The organism is Stenotrophomonas sp. PS02300, from assembly GCF_029959395.1.
Taxonomy (GTDB): Bacteria; Pseudomonadota; Gammaproteobacteria; order Xanthomonadales; family Xanthomonadaceae; genus Stenotrophomonas; species Stenotrophomonas maltophilia_AD.
This window is the reverse complement of sequence record NZ_JASCOP010000006.1, coordinates 1-23,152: the sequence shown is the minus strand read 5'-3', so window position 1 is coordinate 23,152 and position 23,152 is coordinate 1. Positions and strand designations below refer to the sequence as shown.

Annotated in this window: 11 protein-coding genes; 9 read left to right on the top strand and 2 right to left on the bottom strand. The window is 62.0% G+C overall.

The window, feature by feature from the left end; all coding sequences use genetic code 11:
• Nucleotides 1-38 precede the first annotated feature (38 nt).
• The 9 genes from QMX79_RS02745 to QMX79_RS02705 all read left to right on the top strand — a co-directional run bounded on the left by QMX79_RS02745 (nt 39) and on the right by QMX79_RS02705 (nt 20,751).
• Nucleotides 39-935 carry a hypothetical protein gene (locus tag QMX79_RS02745; protein WP_282244147.1) on the top strand — a complete coding sequence of 299 codons (897 nt, stop codon included), beginning with the start codon at nt 39-41 and terminating at the stop codon, nt 933-935.
• A 92-nt stretch (nt 936-1,027) separates the two neighbouring features.
• Complete coding sequence (locus tag QMX79_RS02740; RefSeq protein ID WP_282244145.1) at nt 1,028-1,798, top strand: hypothetical protein; 771 nt, start codon at nt 1,028-1,030, stop codon at nt 1,796-1,798.
• 168 nt (nt 1,799-1,966) lie between these two features.
• Entirely contained in the window at nt 1,967-4,147 is a 2,181-nt protein-coding gene (locus QMX79_RS02735) for a type I secretion system permease/ATPase (protein ID WP_282244143.1), read from the top strand.
• Nucleotides 4,144-5,562, top strand: a complete 1,419-nt coding sequence (locus tag QMX79_RS02730; protein WP_282244141.1) for an HlyD family type I secretion periplasmic adaptor subunit — start codon at nt 4,144-4,146, stop codon at nt 5,560-5,562. The genes QMX79_RS02735 and QMX79_RS02730 overlap by 4 nt, the downstream gene beginning before the upstream one ends.
• A 63-nt stretch (nt 5,563-5,625) precedes the next feature.
• Nucleotides 5,626-6,219 carry a hypothetical protein gene (locus QMX79_RS02725; RefSeq protein ID WP_282244139.1) on the top strand — a complete coding sequence of 198 codons (594 nt, stop codon included), beginning with the start codon at nt 5,626-5,628 and terminating at the stop codon, nt 6,217-6,219.
• Between the two features lie 45 nt (nt 6,220-6,264).
• Nucleotides 6,265-15,303, top strand: a complete 9,039-nt coding sequence (locus QMX79_RS02720) for a putative Ig domain-containing protein (protein WP_282244137.1) — start codon at nt 6,265-6,267, stop codon at nt 15,301-15,303.
• 1,091 nt (nt 15,304-16,394) lie between these two features.
• Complete coding sequence (locus QMX79_RS02715; protein WP_282244135.1) at nt 16,395-18,332, top strand: hypothetical protein; 1,938 nt, start codon at nt 16,395-16,397, stop codon at nt 18,330-18,332.
• Nucleotides 18,333-18,343: 11 nt separating this feature from the next.
• Nucleotides 18,344-19,354 carry an ATP-binding protein gene (locus QMX79_RS02710; RefSeq protein ID WP_012480243.1) on the top strand — a complete coding sequence of 337 codons (1,011 nt, stop codon included), beginning with the start codon at nt 18,344-18,346 and terminating at the stop codon, nt 19,352-19,354.
• A gap of 998 nt (nt 19,355-20,352) precedes the next feature.
• A complete protein-coding gene (locus QMX79_RS02705; protein ID WP_282244131.1) occupies nt 20,353-20,751 on the top strand; it encodes a hypothetical protein in 399 nt (132 codons plus the stop codon).
• A 461-nt stretch (nt 20,752-21,212) separates the two neighbouring features.
• On the opposite strand, the gene QMX79_RS02700 is transcribed toward QMX79_RS02705, so the two are convergent.
• Nucleotides 21,213-22,346, bottom strand: a complete 1,134-nt coding sequence (locus tag QMX79_RS02700; RefSeq protein ID WP_282244129.1) for a hypothetical protein — start codon at nt 22,344-22,346, stop codon at nt 21,213-21,215.
• The gene (locus QMX79_RS02695) at nt 22,343-22,978 is read right to left on the bottom strand and encodes a hypothetical protein (protein ID WP_012480241.1); all 636 of its coding nucleotides are present in this window, start codon (nt 22,976-22,978) and stop codon (nt 22,343-22,345) included. The genes QMX79_RS02700 and QMX79_RS02695 overlap by 4 nt, the downstream gene beginning before the upstream one ends.
• Nucleotides 22,979-23,152 lie beyond the last annotated feature (174 nt).

Here is a 23,152-nt window from a genome sequence, read left to right as displayed (position 1 = left end):
CTAAGATGAGGGAAGATCGACGGAACGAACCTGGGTTCATGGCAGCAAAGCGCATCCTCCTGACACTGGCGGCAGCATCCCTGGCCCTGGTCGTGTGGCTGACATGGAAGCCCACCTTGTTCCCCACCCATACCGCGCAAGCGGAGACATCGGCCCGCAAGCCCGCGCCGCCAATTGCCGCCGGTTCCTCTCAAAGGCATGACTTCACCAGAACCAACCCCCAGCGCGCCTGGTTCCTGGCCCTGAAGCAGCGCGCTGACGCGGGCGACCCAGCTTCCCAGCGCCTGCTGGCACAGGCCTACGAAAGATGCATGGTCGTCAATCAAAACGCCGGTAATCCAAACGTCGAACAGTACGAGGAGCAGATCCAGCGTCGCATCCAGAGCGCGGAGACCGAAGAAGAGGCGACCTTGTTGGGGCCCCTGCTGCAGCACGTTCTGCAGGAGTGCGCTGCCGTGGAGGGCGGGGCACCGATCGACTGGGATGACATGCGCCTACTGTATGCGCAGGCGGCGCAGGGCGGCGATCTGCCTGCACGGGTTACGGAGACCCTCTTCAATCTGCAACAACCACTGGGTGAGGTGCAAGCCGCTGCGCTGCTGGAAGACGTGCTGGCATCCAACGATCCTGCGGCGGTGTTTGCCCTGGGTGATTCCATCGGTCAGACCCGCGGCATGCAAGTCGCCGAACCCTACACGCCTTTGGCCGAGGGCTGGCTCGCCGGGCGCGCCTGGCAGGTCGCGGCCTGCCGCATGGGTTTTGACTGCGGACCAGAGAGCCCGCCAGCCAGCAGGCTGTGTCTGCTGCAGGGCTGGTGTTATGAGGGCACTTTCGAGCAGGCCACACGTAGACGGTTGGGCACAGATGCCGAACGCGAAGCATTTGACCGCCAGGTCGAGGCGATCCTGCGCGCGATGCCACCCGCCGCCACGTAGAGCCGGGCCTTGCCCGGCTGAGCGGACCCCGAACCACTCGCCAGAGTCAGGTCTCCCATAGGAGATATACTTCCCCCCAATCAGGATCCAGGATGGATTACAGCCCCATGCATTTCACTGCAGCAGCCAGTTCGCTTGTCGTTCTCCTGTCCATGGCGTCTACCGTCCCGGTCTCTGCGGCGGAACCTGAAGTATTCGGCATCAAATTAGGGGCACCATTGGCGCTGCCCCTTTGCGAGCTATCCTTGCCCGCTCCAGCCGCCCCCAGAAGCAACAGAGGGATTGGGGCCAGGGCGTTCAACAAGCTGATGACCCCGCCGCCGGAACCGCCGAAGGCCACCCCACCGGCGACAGGGCTGTGCGTCGCGCCCGGCACGACCAACATGGCCGTGGGCAATACCGAGTTCGGGGCAGGGGAGTACGGTTACCTGGTCTTCGCCACGGATGAGTTCCCGGCGTGGGTTGCGCCCATCGGCATGGCGATCGGCGCGGGCGCAGGTGACGCTTTTTCTCTGGAAGGTGCGGGCGGCCTGGTCCTGCTGCGCAACGGGCGCGTGATCGCCTTGCGCTTCAACACCACCGGGTTCGAGGCGCAGCCGCGCGTGATGGAGCTGCTCAAACGCAAGTTCGGCTCGCCCAGTGCGGAGAAAGCGGTGACCTGGAACAACGATCTTGGCGGCAGCCGCGATTCGATTTCCGCGCAATGGCGCAAGCCCGATTTCTTTGCGGATTATTCTTCGGTCGTGCAATCGCAGCCCATGCGAGCACAAGGGCTGTCCGGCGGAATCGGGTTCCTCAGCATCGGCAATGATCTGGGGCAGCAAGTGCTGCAGCCTGCTGCCAGCAAGGAAGCGGAGTTCTAGGTCGCGCAACCCCAAGCCCTGACCGGGGTTCCAGGGGCCTTCATCGGCCTTGAGCAGGCTTAAAAGTGAGCGGCCCATCTCAGTTCTCGCCCAGGTATTGACACGGGCCTCCATTTGTGTAAATGCTAGCAAGACAAGGCCCAGCCGGGCCCGCATAGCAGGGACGTTATGCAACAGGGGACCGCTGCACTTACCGTCGTGGGCGCGGAAGGCGATAGCGCCGCATCCGACGAAACGCATCAATACGATCTGGGCCTGCGCGGCCTGGTACTGCTCGCGCAGTTCCACGGTGTCGCTGCCGATGCCGCACAGCTCGCGCATGAGTTTGGCCGCAATGGAGAGGTCTTCGACGAGACCACGCTGTTGCTCGCGGCGCGCAAGCTCGACCTGAAAGCGAAGGTTTCCACGTTGGCAGCATCGCGCCTGTCGCTGGCCAACCTCCCAGCGCTGGCATGGGATACCGATGGCCGTGCCTTCCTGATCGCCCGTATCCAGGGTGAGCAGGCGCTGATTCATGACCTGGCTGAGCGCCGCCCCCGCCAGATTCCGCTGAAGGAGCTTAAGGAGCGCTACAACGGGCGCCTGCTGCAGGTCGCTTCGCGCGCCTCGGTACTGGGACAGCTGGCACGCTTCGACTTTACATGGTTCATCCCGGCGATCATCAAGTACCGGCGCATGCTGCTGGAGGTGTTTGTCGTCTCGCTGTTCATCCAGTTGTTTGCGCTGGTTACCCCGCTGTTCTTCCAGGTGGTGATGGACAAAGTGCTGGTGCACAACGGTCTCACGACGCTGGACGTGATCGCCATCGGCCTGGTCTGCATGGCGGTGTTCGAAGTCGTGCTGACCGGGTTGCGTACGTATGTATTCGCGCACACGAGCAGCAAGATCGATGTGGAGCTGGGTGCTCGGCTGTTCCGGCATGTGTTGGCGCTGCCGCTTGCGTACTTTGAATCACGCCGCGTCGGCGACACGATCGCGCGAGTGCGCGAACTCGAGAACATCCGCACCTTCCTCACTGGCCAAGCGCTGACCTCAGTGTTGGACCTGCTGTTCACCGTGGTATTCCTGGCAGTGATGTTCTGGTACAGCGGCTGGCTGACGCTGGTCGTGGTGCTGTCGTTGCCCGTGTACGTCCTGATCTCGGCCGGCATTACCCCGGTGCTGCGGCGCCGCCTGCAGGACAAATTCGCGCGCGGAGCGGACAACCAATCGTTCCTGGTCGAGACGATCAGCGGCATTGGTACAGTCAAGGCAATGGCGGTCGATCCGCGTGCGACCCGCACGTGGGACAACCAGCTGGCAGGATATGTCAGCGCGGGCTTCGGGGTCACGCGTGTGGCCACCATCGGCCAGCAGAGCGTGCAACTGGTGCAGCGACTGGTGGGCGTGGCGATCCTGTTCTTCGGCGCCAAGCAGGTGCTTGAGGGCAAGCTGTCACTCGGCCAGCTGATCGCCTTCAACATGCTCTCCGGGCAGGTGGCGGCACCGATCATCCGCCTGGCGCAACTGTGGCAGGACTTCCAGCAGGTCGGCATTTCGGTCGAGCGGCTGGGCGACATCCTCAACACCCGAACCGAAGTGCCGGGCAGCCGGATGGCGCTGCCGCCGATCCAGGGCCGGGTGAGCTTCGAGCGCGTGCATTTCCGCTACCGCCCGGAGGCGCCGGAAGTGCTTGCCGGGATTGAGCTTGAGATCAAGGCAGGCGAGGTGATTGGCATCGTCGGCCGTTCCGGTTCCGGCAAGAGCACGCTGACCAAGCTGGTCCAGCGGCTCTACACGCCGGAGCGCGGCCGGGTGCTGATCGATGGGCATGACCTTGCGCTGGCCGATCCGGCCTGGCTGCGCCGCCAGCTTGGGGTGGTGCTGCAGGAGAACTTCCTGTTCAACCGCAGCATCCGCGAGAACATCGCACTGGCCGATCCTGGCATGGCGCTGGAGCGCGTGATCCACGCGGCCAGACTGGCTGGCGCTCATGATTTCATCGCCGAACTACCCGAAGGCTATGACACCGTGGTGGGCGAGCATGGCGCAGGGTTGTCCGGCGGCCAACGGCAGCGCGTGGCGATCGCGCGGGCGCTGATCACCGACCCGCGCATCCTGATCCTGGACGAGGCCACCAGCGCGCTGGACTACGAGTCCGAGCACGCGGTGATGAGCAACATGCGTTCGATCTGCAAGGGCCGCACCGTGCTGATCATCGCGCACCGGCTCTCCACCGTGCGCCACGCCAACCGAATCGTGGTCGTGGAGCGGGGCAGCATCGTCGAGACCGGGACGCATGCCGAGCTTGTCGACCGGCCCGACGGCCACTATGCGCGGCTGCACCGGCTGCAGGCGGGAACGCCATGAAGCATGTGATTTCAGGATGGAAGGCGTTCGCGCAACGCTATCTCGGCGTGTTCCGCGCTGCATGGGCGTCGCGCCGCGAAATGGACACACCGGTGCGCCATGCGGATGAGCGTGCGTTCCTGCCGGCTCACCTGGAGCTTATTGAAACCCCGGCTTCTCCGACGGCCCGCTGGACCATGCGGGTCATCATCGCCTTCTTCGTCGTGGCGCTGCTGTGGGCAGGCATCGGCAAGCTCGACATCGTCGCGGTGGCGCCCGGGAGGATGGTGGTCGATTCACGGACCAAGATCGTGCAACCTGCTGATACTGCTGTCGTGCGCCGCATCCTGGTGCGTGACGGCCAGAAGGTGAGGGCAGGGGAGCCGATGATTGAGCTCGATGCCACCGCGACAGGCGCCGAACTGGTGCAGGTCCGCAAGACTCTGATCGAGGCACGCCTGGCCTCGCTGCGCTTGGCTGCGCTGGACAAGGCGATCGACAGCGGCACGACGCCGCAGCTGGCCCCGGCCGCCGATGTGCCGGCTGAGCGCTTTGCCGCCGAGCAGGCCTTGGCCAACAGCCAGTTCGACGCACTGCAAGCCAAGCGCCACAACCTGCTGGCCACGATCGGCCAGCGGCGCGCCGAACTGCAGACCACGCGCGATGTGATCCAGCCGCTTTCGGAGTCGGCACGCATCTCCAAGGTCCGGGCGGAGGACTACGGGCGCCTGGTCGAGGGCAGATACGTGGGCCGCCACGAGTACCTGCTGCGCGAGCAGGAGCGCATTGCGGCCGAGCGCGAGCTGGCCACCCAGCGGAATCGGCTGCGCGAGATCGAGTCCGCACTCAGTGCCGCCGAAGAGGAGCTGAGCGTGCTGGTTACCGATTTCCGGCGCCAGACCCGGGACGAACTGCGCGAAGCCGAGCAGCAGATTGCGCAGGGCACGCCGGAGCTGGCCAAGGCCGACCAGCGCGACCGGCTGATGACGCTGCGTGCGCCCGTAGACGGCACTGTGCAGCAATTGGCGGTTCATACCGTCGGCGGGGTGGTGACGCCAGCGCAGGAACTGCTGGCGGTCGTGCCGCAGGAAGCGCTTGAGGTCGAGGCCAGCGTGCTCAACAAGGATATCGGCTTCGTGCGTCCCGGCCAGCCGGTAACGGTGAAGATTGAGAGCTTCCCGTACACGCGTTATGGCTATCTCACCGGCAAGGTCGTCAGTGTTTCGCACGACGCGGCGCAGGACGAGCAACTGGGCCTGGTGTTTCCTGCCCGCATTCGCCTGGACGGCAGCACGCTGGATATCGACGGCGTGGTGGTGGCCATGAGCGCCGGCATGACGCTGAGCGCCGAGATCAAGACCGGGAAGCGGCGGGTGATCGACTACCTGCTGAGCCCGCTGCAACAGCACGGGCAAGAGGCTTTGCGGGAGCGGTAAACGTTCCGGCCCGCATTCGCGTGGCCAGATGATGACTCTCTGACGTTGATTGGAGCTTTCAGCATGAAGATTGCAAGGGCAACCGAAGCCTTGGTCCGCGCTTTTAGCCTGACGCTGCTGTGCACGCTGGTGCTGACGATGGTTGGCTGCAGCCGCATGAGTGAGTCGTGGAAAGAGGAAGTGCGGCTTTCAGATGGCCGGCTGATCGTAGTAAAGCGCACCGCGAAGGGAACCCTCACGCGTGATATAGCAATGCGTGTTACTGGCTGGAAACCCGAAGAGACCACGTTGCGGATCTCGCAGCTGGCTGGGGAAGCCAATCCGCCCGTGTGGCGATCGGTCCTGATCCCGGTGGTCATGGACTACGACCCGTCTTCACTAACGTGGTCGGTCGTGGCCACTTATGTGTTCTGCAGCACTTGGTACGACATGGGCCGTCCGATCTCGCCATACGTGCAGTACATCTCGGTCGGCGGGGAAGCGTGGCGTGTCGTGCCCCTGCAACCGGGCTGGGCGGGCAGGCGCGCGAATCTGTTGACCGAGATTAGCCCGGCAGGCGAACCGCGCCTGGTCCGGGAGGCGGACAAGGAAATGCTTTGGCGTAGGGAACCGGACCAGTTCAAGTCGATCTCAACGTCCTGGAAAACCAACTGCTAGTGCGTCATCCCATCTGGAAGTCACACCAACGCTCAAGGAACGGACATGGCAGACAAACTTGATTATGCGCTGTTGGCGAATAGGGTGTATGACCGCCCAAATCAAAACAAGATCAACTTGCCGGAGGAATGGGAGGAGCTGGCCTGGTATGACGACCACCTGATCAGTGGCTATTCGGCAGGCGTTTATCAGGGCAGCGGCGAGATCGTTATCTCGTTCACCGGCACGAATCAGGCCAAGCTTGAGGATTTCGCCCTGGCGAACTTCCCCGCCGGCCTCGGCATCACGTCGGTGCAGGTGATCCAGGCGATGAAGTTGGTGATACAGGTGATGAGCGCGCATCCCGGTGCGACGATCAGCTTTACCGGACACTCATTGGGGGGAGGCCTGGCCTCACTAATGAGTGTGTTCTTCAACCTGAACGCGACAACCTTCGACGCCGCGCCATTCGAGCAGACAGCGGTCAACTCCTACACCCTGTCAGCGATCCACTCACTGCTGGCCTTGTCCGGATTCAGCAACCCCGCATTCGACGCGTACGTCGATTCAGACGGCGCGGAATTCGCCGGGCGCGAAAGCAAGGTGACCAGCTACTTCCTCAAGGGCGAGATCCTTGAATTGATCCGCAAGCCGTGGTCCGTCATCGAAGGCGACGCAAAACCGGCAATCGACATCGGCACGCCTTCCATCCTGGAGACCGACAGCCTGGTGGCGCGGACCCTCGCGCGTATCGAACTGCACTCCATGACGTTGCTGCAGGCCGCAATGTATTCCAACGACTTCCGGCTGGGTCTGACGCAGCAGAGCCAAGCCGTAGGCGAGCTGCTCAGCACGTCACTCTACGGCCGCAGCCCGGACGGCAGATTTCCGGACCTTCTGACCAAGCTGATGAATGACCACGTGGCCGACCTTGCCGATGGCAGCACTTTGGCCAGGCTGGACGCACTGGGACAGGATTTGTTCCGGATCGGCACGGCGGGCACGGTGGCCGACAAGGTGCTCAACAAGGGAATCCTTGATGTACTGGCCGAATTCTATAACTTCACGACCGCCGCGGTGACTTCCGGCATCGTGGAGGAGGTGAACGGCGGTATCTCACTGGACATGTCCCGCATTGCTGCTAATTCCGACGGACTGGGCAAGTTCCGTCTTTCACAGGCGCTCTATGCGTTCCTCAAGGAGCGCGGAGACCTTGCGCCCCTGTTGTCGGGCCTGGCGACGTTGGTGGTGGAAAATGGCACCAGCGCGCTGTCCTATGACGGCAGCGCCGGCAACGACCTGGCCATCGGCGGCGAAGAGGTTGACACCCTGAAGGGTGCGGGCGGCGACGACTCCCTGTACGGGCTGGAAGGCAATGACGATTTGGAGGGCGGGGCCGGCAACGACTACCTGGCCGGCGGCGCGGGCACCGACGATTACCGGTTCTTCAGCAACGACTCGGCCAGCATCACGGTTGACCAGATCATCGACTCCGACGGCAGTGGCCGCATCTGGTTCGACGGCAATATCGTGGTTGCAGGTCAGCGTACCTCCGAGCACGCATGGCTGGACAGCACCGGCAAGCTGAAGCTGACATTCCTGGACAATGGTTATGGCCAGGGCACACTGGTCATCGATGTGATCGATACCCAGGACACTATCAGAGTACGGGATTGGGCCTTGGGCGATCTCGGCATTACCCTGGGCGGGCAGGTGCCTGCAGCCAGCGGGTCGTTGATGACCAATGAAGACGATCTTTTTGGCAGCAACGGCAACAACGCCGGCAACGACACCGTCAGCGGGCTGGGCGGCAACGATGGCCTTGAAGGCGGTGCCGGCAACGACTATCTCGACGGCGGCGCCGGCAACGACCTAATCCTCGGCGGAACCGGCGATGACGTCCTGCTGGGCGGCGACGGCAACGACTACATCTATGACGGCTATGAGCAGGCCGATTTCCACCCGCTGGATACCACCCCGGATCCGGACACCGGAAAGAGCCAGCAGGACAGGTTTGAAGATGAGATAGCCCAGCTGGGCGCCGCCGTGCTTGACCGCGGCAAGGCATGGTACATCGCCCATGTCATCAATGCGCCCGGATGGAGCCTGCTGAACCCGAATGGAACGCCGAGCGGCAACGACACAATAGACGCGGGCATGGGCAACGACACCGTCGTGGCAGGAGACGGCAACGACACGATACTGGGCGGCGGCGGCAGCGACCAGCTGATCGGCGGGTTCGACAACGACGTCATCTTCGGCGGAGATGACGACGACATCATCAACGGCGATTATCCCTACGGGGCCAATGCCGCGATCGCGGTGGGCTGGCGCCATTCCGACCAGGCCAACCCAAACGGGAATGACGTGATCGACGGCGGCGCCGGCAGCGACACCATCAGTGGCAACGGCGGCAACGACGTGCTCGCAGGCGGCGATGGCGCCGACCGCATCTGGGGCCGCGGTCTGTCCAGCCCCGCAGACGGCAACGATGCCGACGCCGATTTCCTCGATGGCGGTGCCGACAACGATCTGCTCACGGGCGACGACGGCAACGACGTCATCCTCGGCGGTACCGGCGACGATGTCATCTGGGGGGATAACAACGATGCGGGAACTCGCCACGGTAACGACAACATCGATGCCGGCGCGGGTAACGATATCGCCAACGGCGACGGCGGCGACGACGTCATCGCCGGCGGCAGTGGTGCGGACATGCTGTCCGGCGACTCGGTGGACATCGATGGCTCGCTGCACGGCCGCGACCTGATCCACGGCGGCGCGGATGACGACATCATCGATGGCAACGGGGGCGCCGACACGCTGTATGGCGACGATGGCGACGACCAGCTGATCGGCGACAAGGCTACCAACGAGACCCTGGCGGCGGCCTACCACGGCAACGATTTCCTGGATGGCGGCGCCGGCAACGACCTGCTCATTGGAAACGGGGGCGATGACCAGCTGATCGGCGGCAGCGGCGATGACGAGCTGCAGGGTGGGGACGGCAATGACAACCTCGACGGCGGCCTCGGCAAGGACCTCCTCTTCGGTCAAGACGGCAACGATACGCTGGACGGCGGCGATGGCGACGACGAGCTGCAGGGCGGGGTCGGTAATGACAACCTCCAAGGCGACTTCGGCAAGGACCTTCTCTTCGGTCAAGATGGCGACGATACGCTGGGCGGCGGCGATGGCGACGACAAGCTGTACGGCGACGCCGGCGATGATCGCCTGGGCGGCGGCAACGGCGCAGACACCATCGTCGGAGGGGATGGCAGCGATGTACTCTACGGCGACGACGGTAACGATATCCTCGACGGCGAGGCCGGCAATGACCAGATTTACGGCGGTGCCGGCAACGACACCATCGACGGGGACGACGGGGACGATCTCATCCAGGCCGGTCTCGGCGACGACAGCATCTACGGCGGCTTCGGGCGCGATGTCATCCTTGCCGAGGAAGGCAACGACGTGGTCACCGCCGCGGAAGGCGATGACGACGTCGACGGCGGCGCCGGCAACGACACGCTGTTCGGCAATGAGGGCAACGACCTTATCAATGGCGGCGACGGGGACGACATGTTGGACGGCGGCGCCGGCAACGACACGCTGGTGGGCGGCACGGGGCTCAATCGCTACTACTTCAACCGCGCGTTCGGCCAGGACGTCATCCGGCTGGAAGTCGCCAGCCAGGACCAGATCTACCTGTATGACGGCATCACGGCCGACGAGGTGGTCTTCAACCGTGAGGGTGATGATCTGTTGCTGGCGATGGACGACGGCAGCCAGCTACGTGTCGCCGGATACTTCGTCGCCGGCGCTGCGGCGTGGCTGCAGTTCAGCGATGGCGCATGGATCAGCAGAATGCAGATGGATACAGGCACCTACTACGGCGCGATCGGCGGGGGTGGCACAGGCGACGACAACCTGCTGGGTACCGAAGGAGATGACCGGCTGTATGGCCGAGGCGGCGATGACACCATCGACGGGCTCGGTGGCAACGATCTGATCGAGGGCGGGGACGGCGATGACACGCTGACGGACGGCCAGGGCGAAGATCTGGTGCTGGGCGGAGGTGGTAATGACGTCATCAACCTTGTCTACAACGGCGGCCCACTCGGACAGGACCTCGCAGATGGCGGCGCAGGCGACGATACCTACAACATCGCCCGGTTGTCCGGCTACGACGTGATCGCCAACCTGGGCGCCGCCAACGCCGGCTCAGACACGATCAATCTGATCGGCATCACCCAGAACATGGTGACCAATTACCAGATCGACGGCCACAACTTGACGATCTTCGTCTCCGGCAACAATGGGCAACCCAACGCGAGCCTTGACAACGTCATCGTGCTGGAGGGGTTCCTCGCCAACAGCCGCCACCGGGTTGTATTCGCCGAGGGCGCGCAGATGACCTCAGCCGACTTTGCCCAACGCACCTGGGACGGCACCGCCGGCGACGATGTCTTCGTGGGCAGCTACACGCCGGATGTCGCGTCAGGCATGGCAGGCAACGACAATCTTTCCGGACTGGGCGGCAACGACTGGCTGTATGGCGGCGATGGCGATGACGTGTTGGATGGCGGTGACGGCGACGATTCGCTTTACGGCGAGGCAGGAAACGACATCGTTCGTGGCGGCGCGGGCAACGACCGCCTGCATATGGCCTACTACGACAACGGCATCGATCGCTATATCGGCGGTAGCGGAAACGACGGCTACTACCTGCAGCACAACTACGGTTGGAGCGCGTTCGTACCCCGCTTCGATGGCGCCGGTATCGAAGAAGACGACGATGGCGGCATCGACACGCTCTACACCAATTTCTACCATGTGACCCTGAGCGCCAACGTCGAGAACATGGTTCAGACCGCGGCCAATTACTGGTGGGACGCGCCCAGCCGGCTCACGGGCAATGCCTTGAACAATGTAATCCAGCTGATCCAGATGACCTTCTCGTCCAGCCTGAGTTTCCGCCTGGATGGCGGCGCTGGCGCCGATACGCTGATGGGAACCACCAGCCGCGACACTTACGTGGTGGACAGCTATGCCGATGTGATCATCGAGCAGAACACCACCTTCGACTCCATCGACACCGTCGAAACCGGCCTGGACTACTCCATCCAGACTCGCCTGGACCTGGAGAACATCCGGCTGACCGGCACGGCCGTGTCAGCCACTGGCAACAGCGATGCCAATGTGCTTGAAGGGCATCTCGTCGCGGGCGTAAACCAGCTGACCGGCCTGGGCGGCAACGATACCTATCTGGTTACGCTCAAGGATCAGGTGATCGAAGCGGCCGGCGGCGGCAACGACACCGTGGTCATTTCCGGCTGGGACGAGCTGACCGATATCTACAGGTGGGTGTCGGTGTCCGACTATGCGAACGTGGAAAACCTCACGCTCGACAACGTCGCCACGCAGGGACCCTTCGGCACGATCTACATGCGCGGCAACTTGCAGGGCGATGCCGGCGACAACGTGCTGATGGGCAACATGATGTCCAACGAAATCCGCGGCGGTGCAGGTAATGACACGATCCGCGGCTACTACAAGTTGCCCTACCTGAGCGAGGGCAACAACATCAGCAGCGTGGACCTGCTGTACGGCGAGGACGGCGACGATACGATCGAAGCCTCTGTCTACGGCGGCGATCTCTACGGCGGGCGAGGCAACGACGTGTTGATTGGAACTGACGGCGGTCAGTACAACTATAATCGCAGCGGAAGTGATCGCTTCTTTTATGAGATCGGCGACGGCACCGACCGTATCCGATCGGTGAACGGCAGCCGTGACCTGGACCAGGTGATCTTCGGCGAGGGCATCGACCCGGACGCGATCACTTGGTCGCAGGACGGCACCAGTCTTATTGTCCAGGTGGGCAGCGACCCCAACGACCGCTTGATCGTGGAGAACTATTGGCGCGAGGACACACCAGGCGAATACACGCTGGTGAAGTCCGTCGACGAATTCGTCTTCTTCGACGGCACCATTCGTCGCGGCGGCCTGGACCATCTGCCTTACACCAACAATCCCCCGGTGGTGAACTGGTTCAGCATCGAGGACCCGGTGCGTGCCGGCGAGGCCTTCCAACTGTTGCTGCCCGCAGGCACCTTCGTTGATGAACCGGATGATGTGCTGACCTACAGCCTGAGCGGACCCGACTGGATGAGCATCGACCCTGCTACCGGCACGGTCAGTGGAACGCCATCAGTGGACGAGGAGTACGTAAGCTTCACCATCCTGGCCACGGACAGGTTTGGACAGCAGGCCTCGCTCTACCTGAACCTGAAGATCCTGGTGGTAGTGACCGGCACGCAGGGCGACGACGAGCTATTGGGTACGGCGCGAAGCGAGGAGATCCGCGGATTGGCCGGCGATGATCGCATCATCGCCAACGGCGGCAACGACGTGCTTTATGGTGGCCTGGGTGACGATACCTATGTGATCGGCCAGAGCGACACGGCCACCATAGTCGAGTTGGCTGGCGAAGGCTATGACACGGTTGAATTCTCGCAGTTCTCCTACGACGCCCCGGATGAAGTCGAGCGCCTCGTAATGGTCGAAGGCAGCCAAGCCTGGGTGGCGTACGGCGGGGCCGGCGCCAACGAACTGATCGGCAACTCGCAGGACAACCATCTCAACGGCGGTGGTGGTGCCGATCGCATGGTCGGCGGCGCGGGTAATGACCAGTACGACGTCGACGACGCAGGCGATGTGGTTGTGGAACTGGCCAATGGCGGCACCGACGATGTCACCACCACGGTGTCCTGGACCCTGTCCGCCAACGTGGAGATCGGCAGGCTGGGCGAGGGCGCATCGCTGAACCTGACCGGCAACGCCACAGCCAACACGCTCCACGGAAATGCCTCGGACAACACGCTTGATGGTGGACTGGGCAGCGACACCCTGTATGGGTACGAAGGAAACGATACCTACTACGTGGACGTCGAAGCCGACCGGGTGCTGGAGAACCAGAGCGAGGGCGTGGACACCATAGTGCGCAGCTTCGGCAGCCAGTTCGTGCTGGCGAACAACGTCGAAAACCTTCGCCTCACCGGCAGCGCCACCCAAGGCAACGGCAACGCCTTGGACAACGTCATCGAGGGCAACGCATCTGCCAACACGCTGATGGGCCTGGACGGCAACGACGAACTGCGCGGCATGGCCGGCAACGACACATTGTGGGGTGGCAATGGCAACGACGTGCTCAAAGGCGGGGAGGGCGATGACCTGTACGCAGTCGACGCCACTACCGGCAGCGACGTGATCGACAACACCGGCGGCGGTACCGACACCTTGTACGCCAACGGCATTGCCATCAGCCGCTTGAGCTTCGCCCGCGATGGCAACGACCTGCTGGTCCGCATCGATGGAGCCACCACGCCGGCTGCGCGGGTCACCGGCCATTTCCTCGGCGGAGACGCCACGCTGGACTATGTGCAGGCCAGTGACAATCGCTACAGTTCAGCCCAGATCGCCGCGATCATCAACGGTGGCAGCAACCCCGGCAACGGTTTTGACCAGACGATTACCGGCACGGCTGCCGGCGAGCAGTTGACCGGCAGCTCCGGCAAGGATCTGATCGAAGGCCTGGGTGGGGCCGATACGCTGTTTGGCATGGGCGGCAACGACACCCTGCGCGGCGGCGACGGCAACGACTACCTCGCCGGCGGCAACGGCAGTGGTGCCGGTTCCGGCAACGACGTGCTCGAAGGGGGGCAGGGCAACGATACGCTGCGCGGCGAAGACGGCACCAACACCCTCACGGGCGGGGCGGGGGACGACCAGTACGTTTACGGCGGTGGCAGCGACCTCATCGACAACACCGGCGGCGGAACCGATTGGCTGATCTTCCAGAACGGCATCACGACCTCGCAGCTGGGCTTCACCCGCGATGGTGACGATCTGGTCATCACGGTCAACGGCAACGCCAGCCAACGTGTCATCGTCAACGACCATTTCCTCGGCGGTGACATGGCGATTGATTACCTGCAACCAGCCAGCGGCTCTGCCCTGAACACCGCCGCGATCAACGCCTTGGTGAACCCCGGCAACGGCAGTGGCGGCACCCCAGGCACGGGCAACGATGCCGACTACCCATCGGTGAAGACCGGCACCGCGGCTGGCGAGCAGATCGTCGGGACCAGCGGGCGGGACCTGATCAAGGGCCTGGGTGGCAACGACACGCTGTTTGGCATGGGAGCCGACGACAAGCTCGATGGCGGCGACGGCGATGACTACCTGTCCGGCGGCAACGGCAGCTTCAGCGGCTCGGGCGTGGACATCCTGATAGGTGGCGCAGGTGCCGACCAGCTCGTTGGCGAAGACGGTAACGACCTGCTGTTTGGCGGCACCGGCGATGACACGTATTTCTACGCCGCAGGCTCCGGCGCAGACACCATCGACAACACCGGCGGCGGCACCGATTGGCTGTACCTGGACGCGATCTCGCGCACTCGGCTGGCCTATCACCGCGACGGCGACGACCTCATCGTGCGCGTGGATGGCGACGCCGGCCAACAGATGCGCGTGATCGACCATTTCCTCGGCGGCGAGCACGCCATCGCCTACGTGCAACCCGGCGATGGCGGCTACGCCATCTCGGCAGCGACCATCGCCGGGCAGCTGACGCCACTGGGGAGCAGCCGCGCATCGGCAAGCCCGTCGACGATGCATGTGACCGAGGGGTCTGTCGGCATTGCGTTGCCCGTCGATGAAGCCACTGCACTGGTCCAGGCCATGGAGGGTTTCGCGGTGCGGGGAGCGCTCCTGCAGGCACCCGGAAGTCTGGAGCTGCCGCCCTATGGGCCCGAGGCCCTGCCGATCGCCGCAACGCGGCCGGTGCCCGGGGCATCGGCGATCCATGTCGAGAAGCCGCAGCAGACGACGCTGCCGTCCACGTCGCTCAATCAGGCAGGCAGCCCGCAGGCAGAACTGCAGCTCCTTGTGGACAGCCTCGGCAGCTTCACCGACCAGAGCGCGCCGTCTGCCGCAAATGACCCATTGGAAGAGCGGCAACTGGGTCTGCATGGCAGCAGCCGCAATTACTGGGGTGGCAGCCAGCGCTACGACGGGCGGCTACGCCAACTGGAGCTGTAATGCCCAGGCGGAAGGGGCCAGCTTGGTCCCTTCCGCCAGCGGCCCGATCGATGATGCTTCAAGTTTGAGCTGGCGCACCGCAAATTGTTGATGGAGCACGTATTCGTGTTACCTCGAAGTCTTTTCATTTCAACAGTCTACAGACGCAGACCTCCAATCCCTAACAAGCTGAATAGGTGAGCGCCCAGGGGTAAATGTGTTACTTGTACGCTAGCTGCAGGTATTTTTGTTACTAGTTCAGCTTGGGGTCTGACAGGACTCTCGGATCGGTTGCACCCCGAGCCTTTCAGGAGTAGCGTCCAGAGCATGTCAGCGATGCTTACTGACGCTGCTTTCGGCAGCGATTCAGGCCCGCGTTGACCATGACGCACCACCGAGACCGAATGCATCTGCGTAGGTGCCCAGACCACTGCCCCCCGCAGAGAGGTCTATTTGGAGCACGCGAATGAGTGTTACGACCAAGGCCAGGCAACGCCGACTAGGTGTGAGGCAAGCTCGGACAAGCAACTCGGCTAACCTCTGGACGCTGCAGTCTCCTATGGCGGAGTGCCAGGTGACGCTGAGTGGTGACCTGAGGATGAAGCTCTTCTTCTATTGCGAAGGCGACGCAAGCGTCCGTGACGCAGAGTATCGCGAGCAACTGATACAGGTGTCTCTAGGCAGCGGCTCAATCTGCCTTGATGCGCTTACTACCCTGACTGATGGCTCTATTCAGGCTCGGATGATCGACGATGGATCGGACAGAGCCAGGCGAGATATCGAAGCACTGGGCACGGAGTTTGGATATTCAGTCTCCGTCTTGAGCACACGTGAGCTGGGTCAGGCCAAGATGAGGATCCGCAACTGGCAGGCGGCAATATCTGCCTTTCACCGGTGCCGCGGTTCGGATCTTACTTCTTTGGCAAAGGAAGTCGAATCGGCGGTTCGGCGACGCGGCAAGTTGACCTTAGGAGAGGTCATACGAGGACTTAACTCAAGGCACCCAGCAGCGGTGGTGGGAGCTGCGGTTCTTGCGCTGCGCGCTCGATCCATCGGCTCGGATATGGATGCACATCCATGGTCTGTGCACACAAGGCTGCTCAGGTGTGAACATGACCGCTCAATCTAAGTTCAACCGGAGAACGCTTCCGGCAAATCTTGCGAACTATCGTGAGTGGCCGGCTTGCGAAACCAATCAGTTGGACCCGGCTGATCTGGCGCTGTTTGAGCAAAGACGGAAAGCCTTAGTTGCGTACTTAGGCGGCGTCCGAACTGCCGAGATTGCCTCGCAATTCGGGATCGAGCGAACTGAAGTCTTGCGGTACCTCAATCGATGCGTGGCGGTCATGGACGATGGCCGCATTGCAGGTTGGGCCGGCCTCATCAAGGGATTTCGCACGCAAGCGCCAACGCGGATCAAGCCCGTAGGCGCGATGCCAAGCCAGTCATTCGGCGGCTATACGGGCGCTCTGTCAGCATTACTTGATTCGCAGCCCAATGTGCACCTCGCCCTGGACAAGTACCTCGCCACTGGCGTCACTCCAGACGGGGAAAAGCGGGGGCGGATCACCAACAAGGAGGCACATCAGATCTTTCTTAACCTCTGTCGTGATGCCGGGCTGGGCAAGAATCAATGGCCGTTCTGTGTCGGCCGGTATGGCAGAGAGGCAATCTGGGTTTACGTGAAGCAATTTTTCAATTCAAACCACGAGAAGGTTGCATCCCTGCAGTACGGCGAAGAGTGCCGGCAGCGCTCAAGGAGGCCGGGCAAACAACCCGAGGGGCCCATTGCCCTGGCGCCATTTGAGATAGTAGAGGCTGACGAGCATACGGCCGACATCATCTTTGCCGTGGGTGTGAATACTCCAAAGGGAATCAAGTACGTTCCCAGCCGTCGTATGACGCTTATCGTCATCGCCGATAGGTTCACCAACTTCATTCTGGGCTGGGACATCGTTGTCCGCCGGACAATTTCCAGCTCCGACTTCCTCAGGTGCATCGATCATGCGTCAGCTGGACAGTGCCTATCGAACCAGCTGCAACACGCACTGGAAGCCACTCTCTCAGTAGAAGCTGGCGATCTAGAATTGCGCCTTGGTTTTGGCAGCCTCTTTGTAGACAACGCGCTCGCGCACCTATCAGACACAGTAGCCGACAGGGTCAGAGCGGAAACTGGCGCTGCGATCTCGTTTGGCGCAATTAGGCGACCGAAACGCCGTTCGCTCGTCGAGCGAGTGTTTGGCTGGATGGCATCGAGTGTTTTTCAGCAATCACCAGCGACCACGGGAAACAGCCCAACGGACCCCCGGCGCAACCAGCCGGAACGTCAAGCGGTCAGGCATAAGGTGACCCTTGAAAAGCTGATGGAAGAAACGGCCAAGGCCGTTGCGCACTGGAACTCAACGCCTACAGAGGCCAACTACGGCAGCAGTCCCACTGACCAAATGCTTGAGTACTACGCCCCTGGCTCCGGTTGCTTGGCCCCACTGGGGCCGCCGCGTCCCGTGCTGACACCTCCGCTTCGAGTGGATGTGGCCTCAGCCACCGTCAGGGGGTCCCAGAAGAAGGGCAGACTGCCTCGTGTCAGCTACGCGAGCGTCGAGTACGGATCCCCCATCCTGGCCACGCGCTGGGATCTGATTGGGCAGGCGGTCACGCTCCATGCAGATCCCTACGACATCTCACGTGTTCATGCATATGTAGGTGACGGACGGGAGCTTGGTGAGCTCGTGCCACTGAGCGCGCGGTGGCGGTATCCGCACTCCCGAGAGCTCCGAAGACTGCTCAGATCCAAGATCGAAGGCGCTCGGGACGCGCCCTTTGCCGACATCGTTGGCGTGGAGCTTCAAGAATTAGCTCAGAAAGCCTTGGATACTTGCGCAAGAGCGCCCCGTACAACGCACGCGGCGACTGTCCTGGCCGAGGAGAAGAGGAAGGGGTACGCGCCGAGCAAGACGCCTACGAACGCCGGAAAGCGTGTCAATACGCAGACACTGGCGTCCCGTGTTCGCAAGTCTAGAGACATCGACTTCTCCATCATCGGAAAGTGAGGAGGTCAACAATGACGAGCCACGAGAGCATTGCCGCAATCCAGGCAACCTATCCATCATTACGGGATCGGCACCCCTTGCTCATGGCAGCGGCCATTCTTCCCACCGCGCCAGTCAAAGAGGTGGCTCGTCTGGTCTTTGATCGAGCGCAACGGTTTCGCTCCTCAATAGCATTCTGGGCGCACCCGTTGTGCGGCAAGTCCTCCTGCATCTCTGCGCTGGAAAAGCTGGCCCCTACCCAGTACCCGGGAGCGGCTTTTGTGATCTACGAGCCTTCGTCCAAGGACGTGGCCGCTGAGGGTGCTCTGATCGAAGATATGCTCTCCGCAATCGACTTCGAACCACGTGCATTGCGTTCCCTCGCGGGAAAGCGCGATCAGTTGCTGCGAGCCCTCTATGCCATGTCAGTCGCTGGCAGACACCTTTTTCTGGTGATTGACGAAGCGCAGAACCTGCACGTCAAGGACCTGGGCTGGCTCAAGCGCATGGTGAACTGGCTGAACACGCATGAGGTAAAGGTTACTGTCGTACTGTTCGGTCAGAGTCAGTTGTGCACGATGCATCAACGCTTCATGGCCGAGATGCCAGATCTGACCATCAGGTTCATGGCGGAGCTTGTTGAGTTCAGAAGTCTGCAAGATGCAGCAGATCTGCACGTGGTCCTTAAGTCATGTGATGACGAGACTGAGTACCCCCGTGGATCGGGCTGGTCCTATACACAGTACTTGTGGCCAAATGCACATGCCAATGGATTCCGCTTGGCGCGCAGCGCCACAGATTTGTACGACGCGTTTCGCTCTCAGTCCGGAGGTGCAGTTGACCAAGAGGGAATCAGCATGCAATGGGTGGCTGAGGCCCTGATGTTGGTGGGGCAGGATAGTGAGGGCAGCGATGCTGAAGGGATGAATATTTCGCGGGAAGTTTGGGAGCGCGCCATCGTTGACTCAGGCTATCGGAGCAGGACGCCTGCCGTGCTGGCTGCAACGGCAATCGGGAGAGGCCGCGCACGGAGGTCGCCGTGATTGCATGGAGTCGAGCTCTGATCGATGCCTACTGTTCCTCGTGGACCGTCATCCAGACGCTGGAACTATTCAACGGCTTCGATGCCAAGTGGATGAATGGTCGCCAGGACTGGTGCCTTCTGCTTTCGCGCTCCACCGTGTATCTCTCGGAGCAGAGGCTTGACGAGCAGCGCCCGCCCAACTGTTCGGAGCAGCTGCGCGATGTTCAGTCAGTCCTGGGTGAGCGAATCAGATGGTTGGATGCTGAAGCTCTTCGTTACTGTCCAGCTTGCATCCAAGTTGGGAGACACTACCAGTATCAACAAGATGACCGATTTGTTCGCTGCGTCCTGCATCGAGTGAGATTGAAGACCGGCTGCCCGTCCTGTGGAATTGCTTTGGACACGAAAGGGACACTGGTGCACGGATTCACATGTAAATCATGCGGGAGCACCTTGCTGGAGTCCGACGTTTCCGGTGAATTGACCGCTCGCAAGGCTGCGTCATACGCGCGAACCCTAGACAAATTGCACCAGTGGCTCAGGACCGCGAATGACTCGCTCGCCGGTTGCCAGAGGGCTCACAGCGGTCTAACGACAATACGCTGGAACGGGAATCACGCTGTGAGCAACGCAGGCAGTTACTGGTACGCACTGATCCAGCTCCCGAACACGATGGTACGCAACGCGCTGTTGCCAACACCAACCTCCTTCACGCAGCGGCCAAAGACCGCACTCTTGCTACCCCTTCCTGCCGATGATCACGAGACTGCCATCAGGCCGTACGAGGAGCTTCTTAGGTGCATTGCACGTCAAATTAGGCGCACCTATCTCAGGGGACACTCCAGCTGCCGAGTCCATGCCATGAGAACAGTAGGCGGCGGCCGCACTCAGCGAAACAGATGGGCTCCAGTGACTCTAAGGCCGCACCTATGCTGTAGAGGCCAGGCATACGCCGTATGGCTACTGCAGCGGCGCGAGGAGCTTCGCGAGATCTCCGAGCGGATGAGCGTGTCTCGCATGGATCGTCTCCTTGGGCATCGACGCTCTGAGGTCCCTATGCGGTTGCCAGATCTGCACGCAACGGTGTCCAGTTACATAAGCTCGTTCGAGGCGTGGATTGCAAACCTTGCCCGTCTACATTCACTGATCGACCGTTCCAACAGGCAATCGGTGCTGTATGAGCAATTCCGCTGTTCTCCGAACTGGGCGCTGCATCAGCCGGGTGCCAGCAAAAGCTGCCCTATTCACCTGCGTCTGGACCAACAGAAGAACCGTGCTTATTGCGACAGGGGCCGCGTTCGACAGGAGGATCTAGCGTATGTCATCGCTCTGGGGCGAGAAAGGGAGCGGATTCTCAAGCGGGTCGATAAGATGCGCGATGACCCCACGGACATCACGCCAGACATCCTTCTCTGAGTGTGCCAGGCGGCCCTGACGCTAGATCGCCGGCGGCTGCATGAAGAACCACGTTGCCGGTCGCGTCGTTCGATACTATCTGACGAGTAGGCGAACTGACTTTGAGATGCTCCAGTACCTCAATCTAAGGGCTGAGGGTCACTGGCAAAACTGACGGGAAACCCGCGCGCATTGCGTTACCACGCCAGCAACAGCGACCAATCCGCAAAACTGCGGCCATCAAGCATTCCTGGCATGCGGGCCTCAACGTCCAGCCAGGCCAAGCGGTGGTGACGCGGACCTCTCGTGAGGGAGGGGGGGCGTGCGCGTGGCATACTTTTGTACCGCAGGCGCCAGCGTGAGGAATCTACCTCACGCGCCCGATACTTCCCAAACCTGTTGAGTGCCCCCGTTGCTATTCGCGGGGCGTCAACGATCGACCTGCTCAGGTCAGTGGGATTTCATTCCCACGCGGTACGCTTTCAATCGACAACTGGCACAGAGGTTTGCTTGAGCGTGTTTAGCCAATCGTTTTGCAGGCTGGCGTGCGCTGTGCGCGGGGCGTGTTCCTCACTGACGGCGCGAGAGAGCTCCAGCAGCTCCTGCGCGAGCACCGCCGCGGCATCCAATTTGACCTGGGTGTCAAATACCCTGCGCGATCCATCTGGGGTCTGAAGCGTCTTCGCGTAAGCAGGATTGGCGACCAGATACAAGAAGTAGTCGGTCGTTGCTGCGAGGATGCTGAGTTCCTTAACGATACCCGCCTGCAGAGTTCCAGCAGCAGCGTTCCACAGTGCAGAGGCAATGTCATAGCTGCTGATTTCAACTTTCTTTCCGTCGCTGATGGCGTCCGCCTTCAGTGTCTTGCAAAGCCTAATGGCCTTTTTAAGCCCGCCCCACGTTTCGTCATCACGTTCGCGCAGGCGTCGCAGATACAGGAAGGGCAGGTTGTGGATCAACTGACGCGCAGGCTTGTCGAGGATGTTGACGCCCCGGAAGTCCTCGGACTGTGTCCGCTGATACTCGGCGGTGTCATTCCATGAAGCTGGCACAACATCAACTTCGCGACGCAGAGATCCACCCGACAGCTGGATGGCCTTGGCACCTGTGCAGTCGACTTCCGCCGCCGGATAGGCGTCCTTCAGCGCCGCCTCCAGTCGGTGACGCAGATCGAGCAATGTATCGACGGCTGACGGCAGGTACGGGTTACGGTAGTGCCCAGCCAGCGCCAAGACCCCCGTCGCATCGTAGTGATGGAACCGCTGCTCCAGAACCAGGAAGTCGACATCACTGACGCCGCGGATATGAATGTTGCCCGGAACGGAGCCCTGCAGACGGAACGTACAGCTCAGCCCATCGCGGTCCAATCGCGTTGCAATTTGCGCTTGCACACGCTCGGCCTCGGCAACACTCAGGGCGGTGTAGCTGGCGGCTACCGCTTGCATGGCGCCCAGTGCATAGCGCGTATGGTACCCACTACTGCGTTTCTGATAGGTCTCGCTCAGGTGCGCGCGTGCCTCAAACCCGGAGGCGGAGTCGAAGATGACTGAGCTCCGATCGAAGCCATGGCGCCGCGCGTCAAGCGCACGCAAACGTTTGGTGATGTCCGCACTCATGGTGTCGTGGTTTCCTTTCGGGTCAGGGTGAGGGTTCCGTAGGTGTAGCGGCCGTGGCCGTTGAAGTACTCACCGGTGGCAGCGGTCAGGTCGGCGCGGAACAGCAGTTCTGCGCAGCCGCGATGCCCCTTGAGTTCAGGCTCGCCGATGCCCGGGTCGTTGCGATAGTTGTAGAGGACGCGGTAGCCATCTGTGCAGTCATAAATCAGCGCTGCCGACAGGCTTTTGGAGACGGACTGGCGCGTTCTGAGGCGAATCTGGATCTTGTCCCAGCTCTGTGCAATTTCGACCTCGCCTTCCCATGCCAGGAGGGGGCGATCGTCAGAAGCATGCAGGCTTTGCCCGTGGCAGACCCATGTGCCAGAAAGATTGGGAACGCGCAGCCACCTAGAAAGGCGCGGTATCCGCCACATCCACCGGTCAAAGAGCGCGTACAGCAGTAGATAGATCGAGCCGGCGGTGATCGGCCAGAGCACCAGTCGCGGCATTTCCACACCGAAATCCACAACCAATGCCACAACTAGGCCGGCCAAGGCGCTCACTGCCGCGGCCAGCCCGACAGAGGCCCCCATTACCCACTTGCCGACATTGGCACGGTTGAAGCCGCCCAAGACAGCGTACTCATGTTCCATAGACCGATCTCCGACGATGAGGGGAGCAGGGCACCGCGATTGCGAGTGCGAGGCGCCCGCACCCAACCGGGTGGGAAACGCCGCGAATGCCCCCCCGGTGCCAGAGCAGAGTCCGCTCAGGTGGCATGGGGGGGGGGGGGCATAGGGCGACGATTCAAAGGCAGCCCGAGTTAA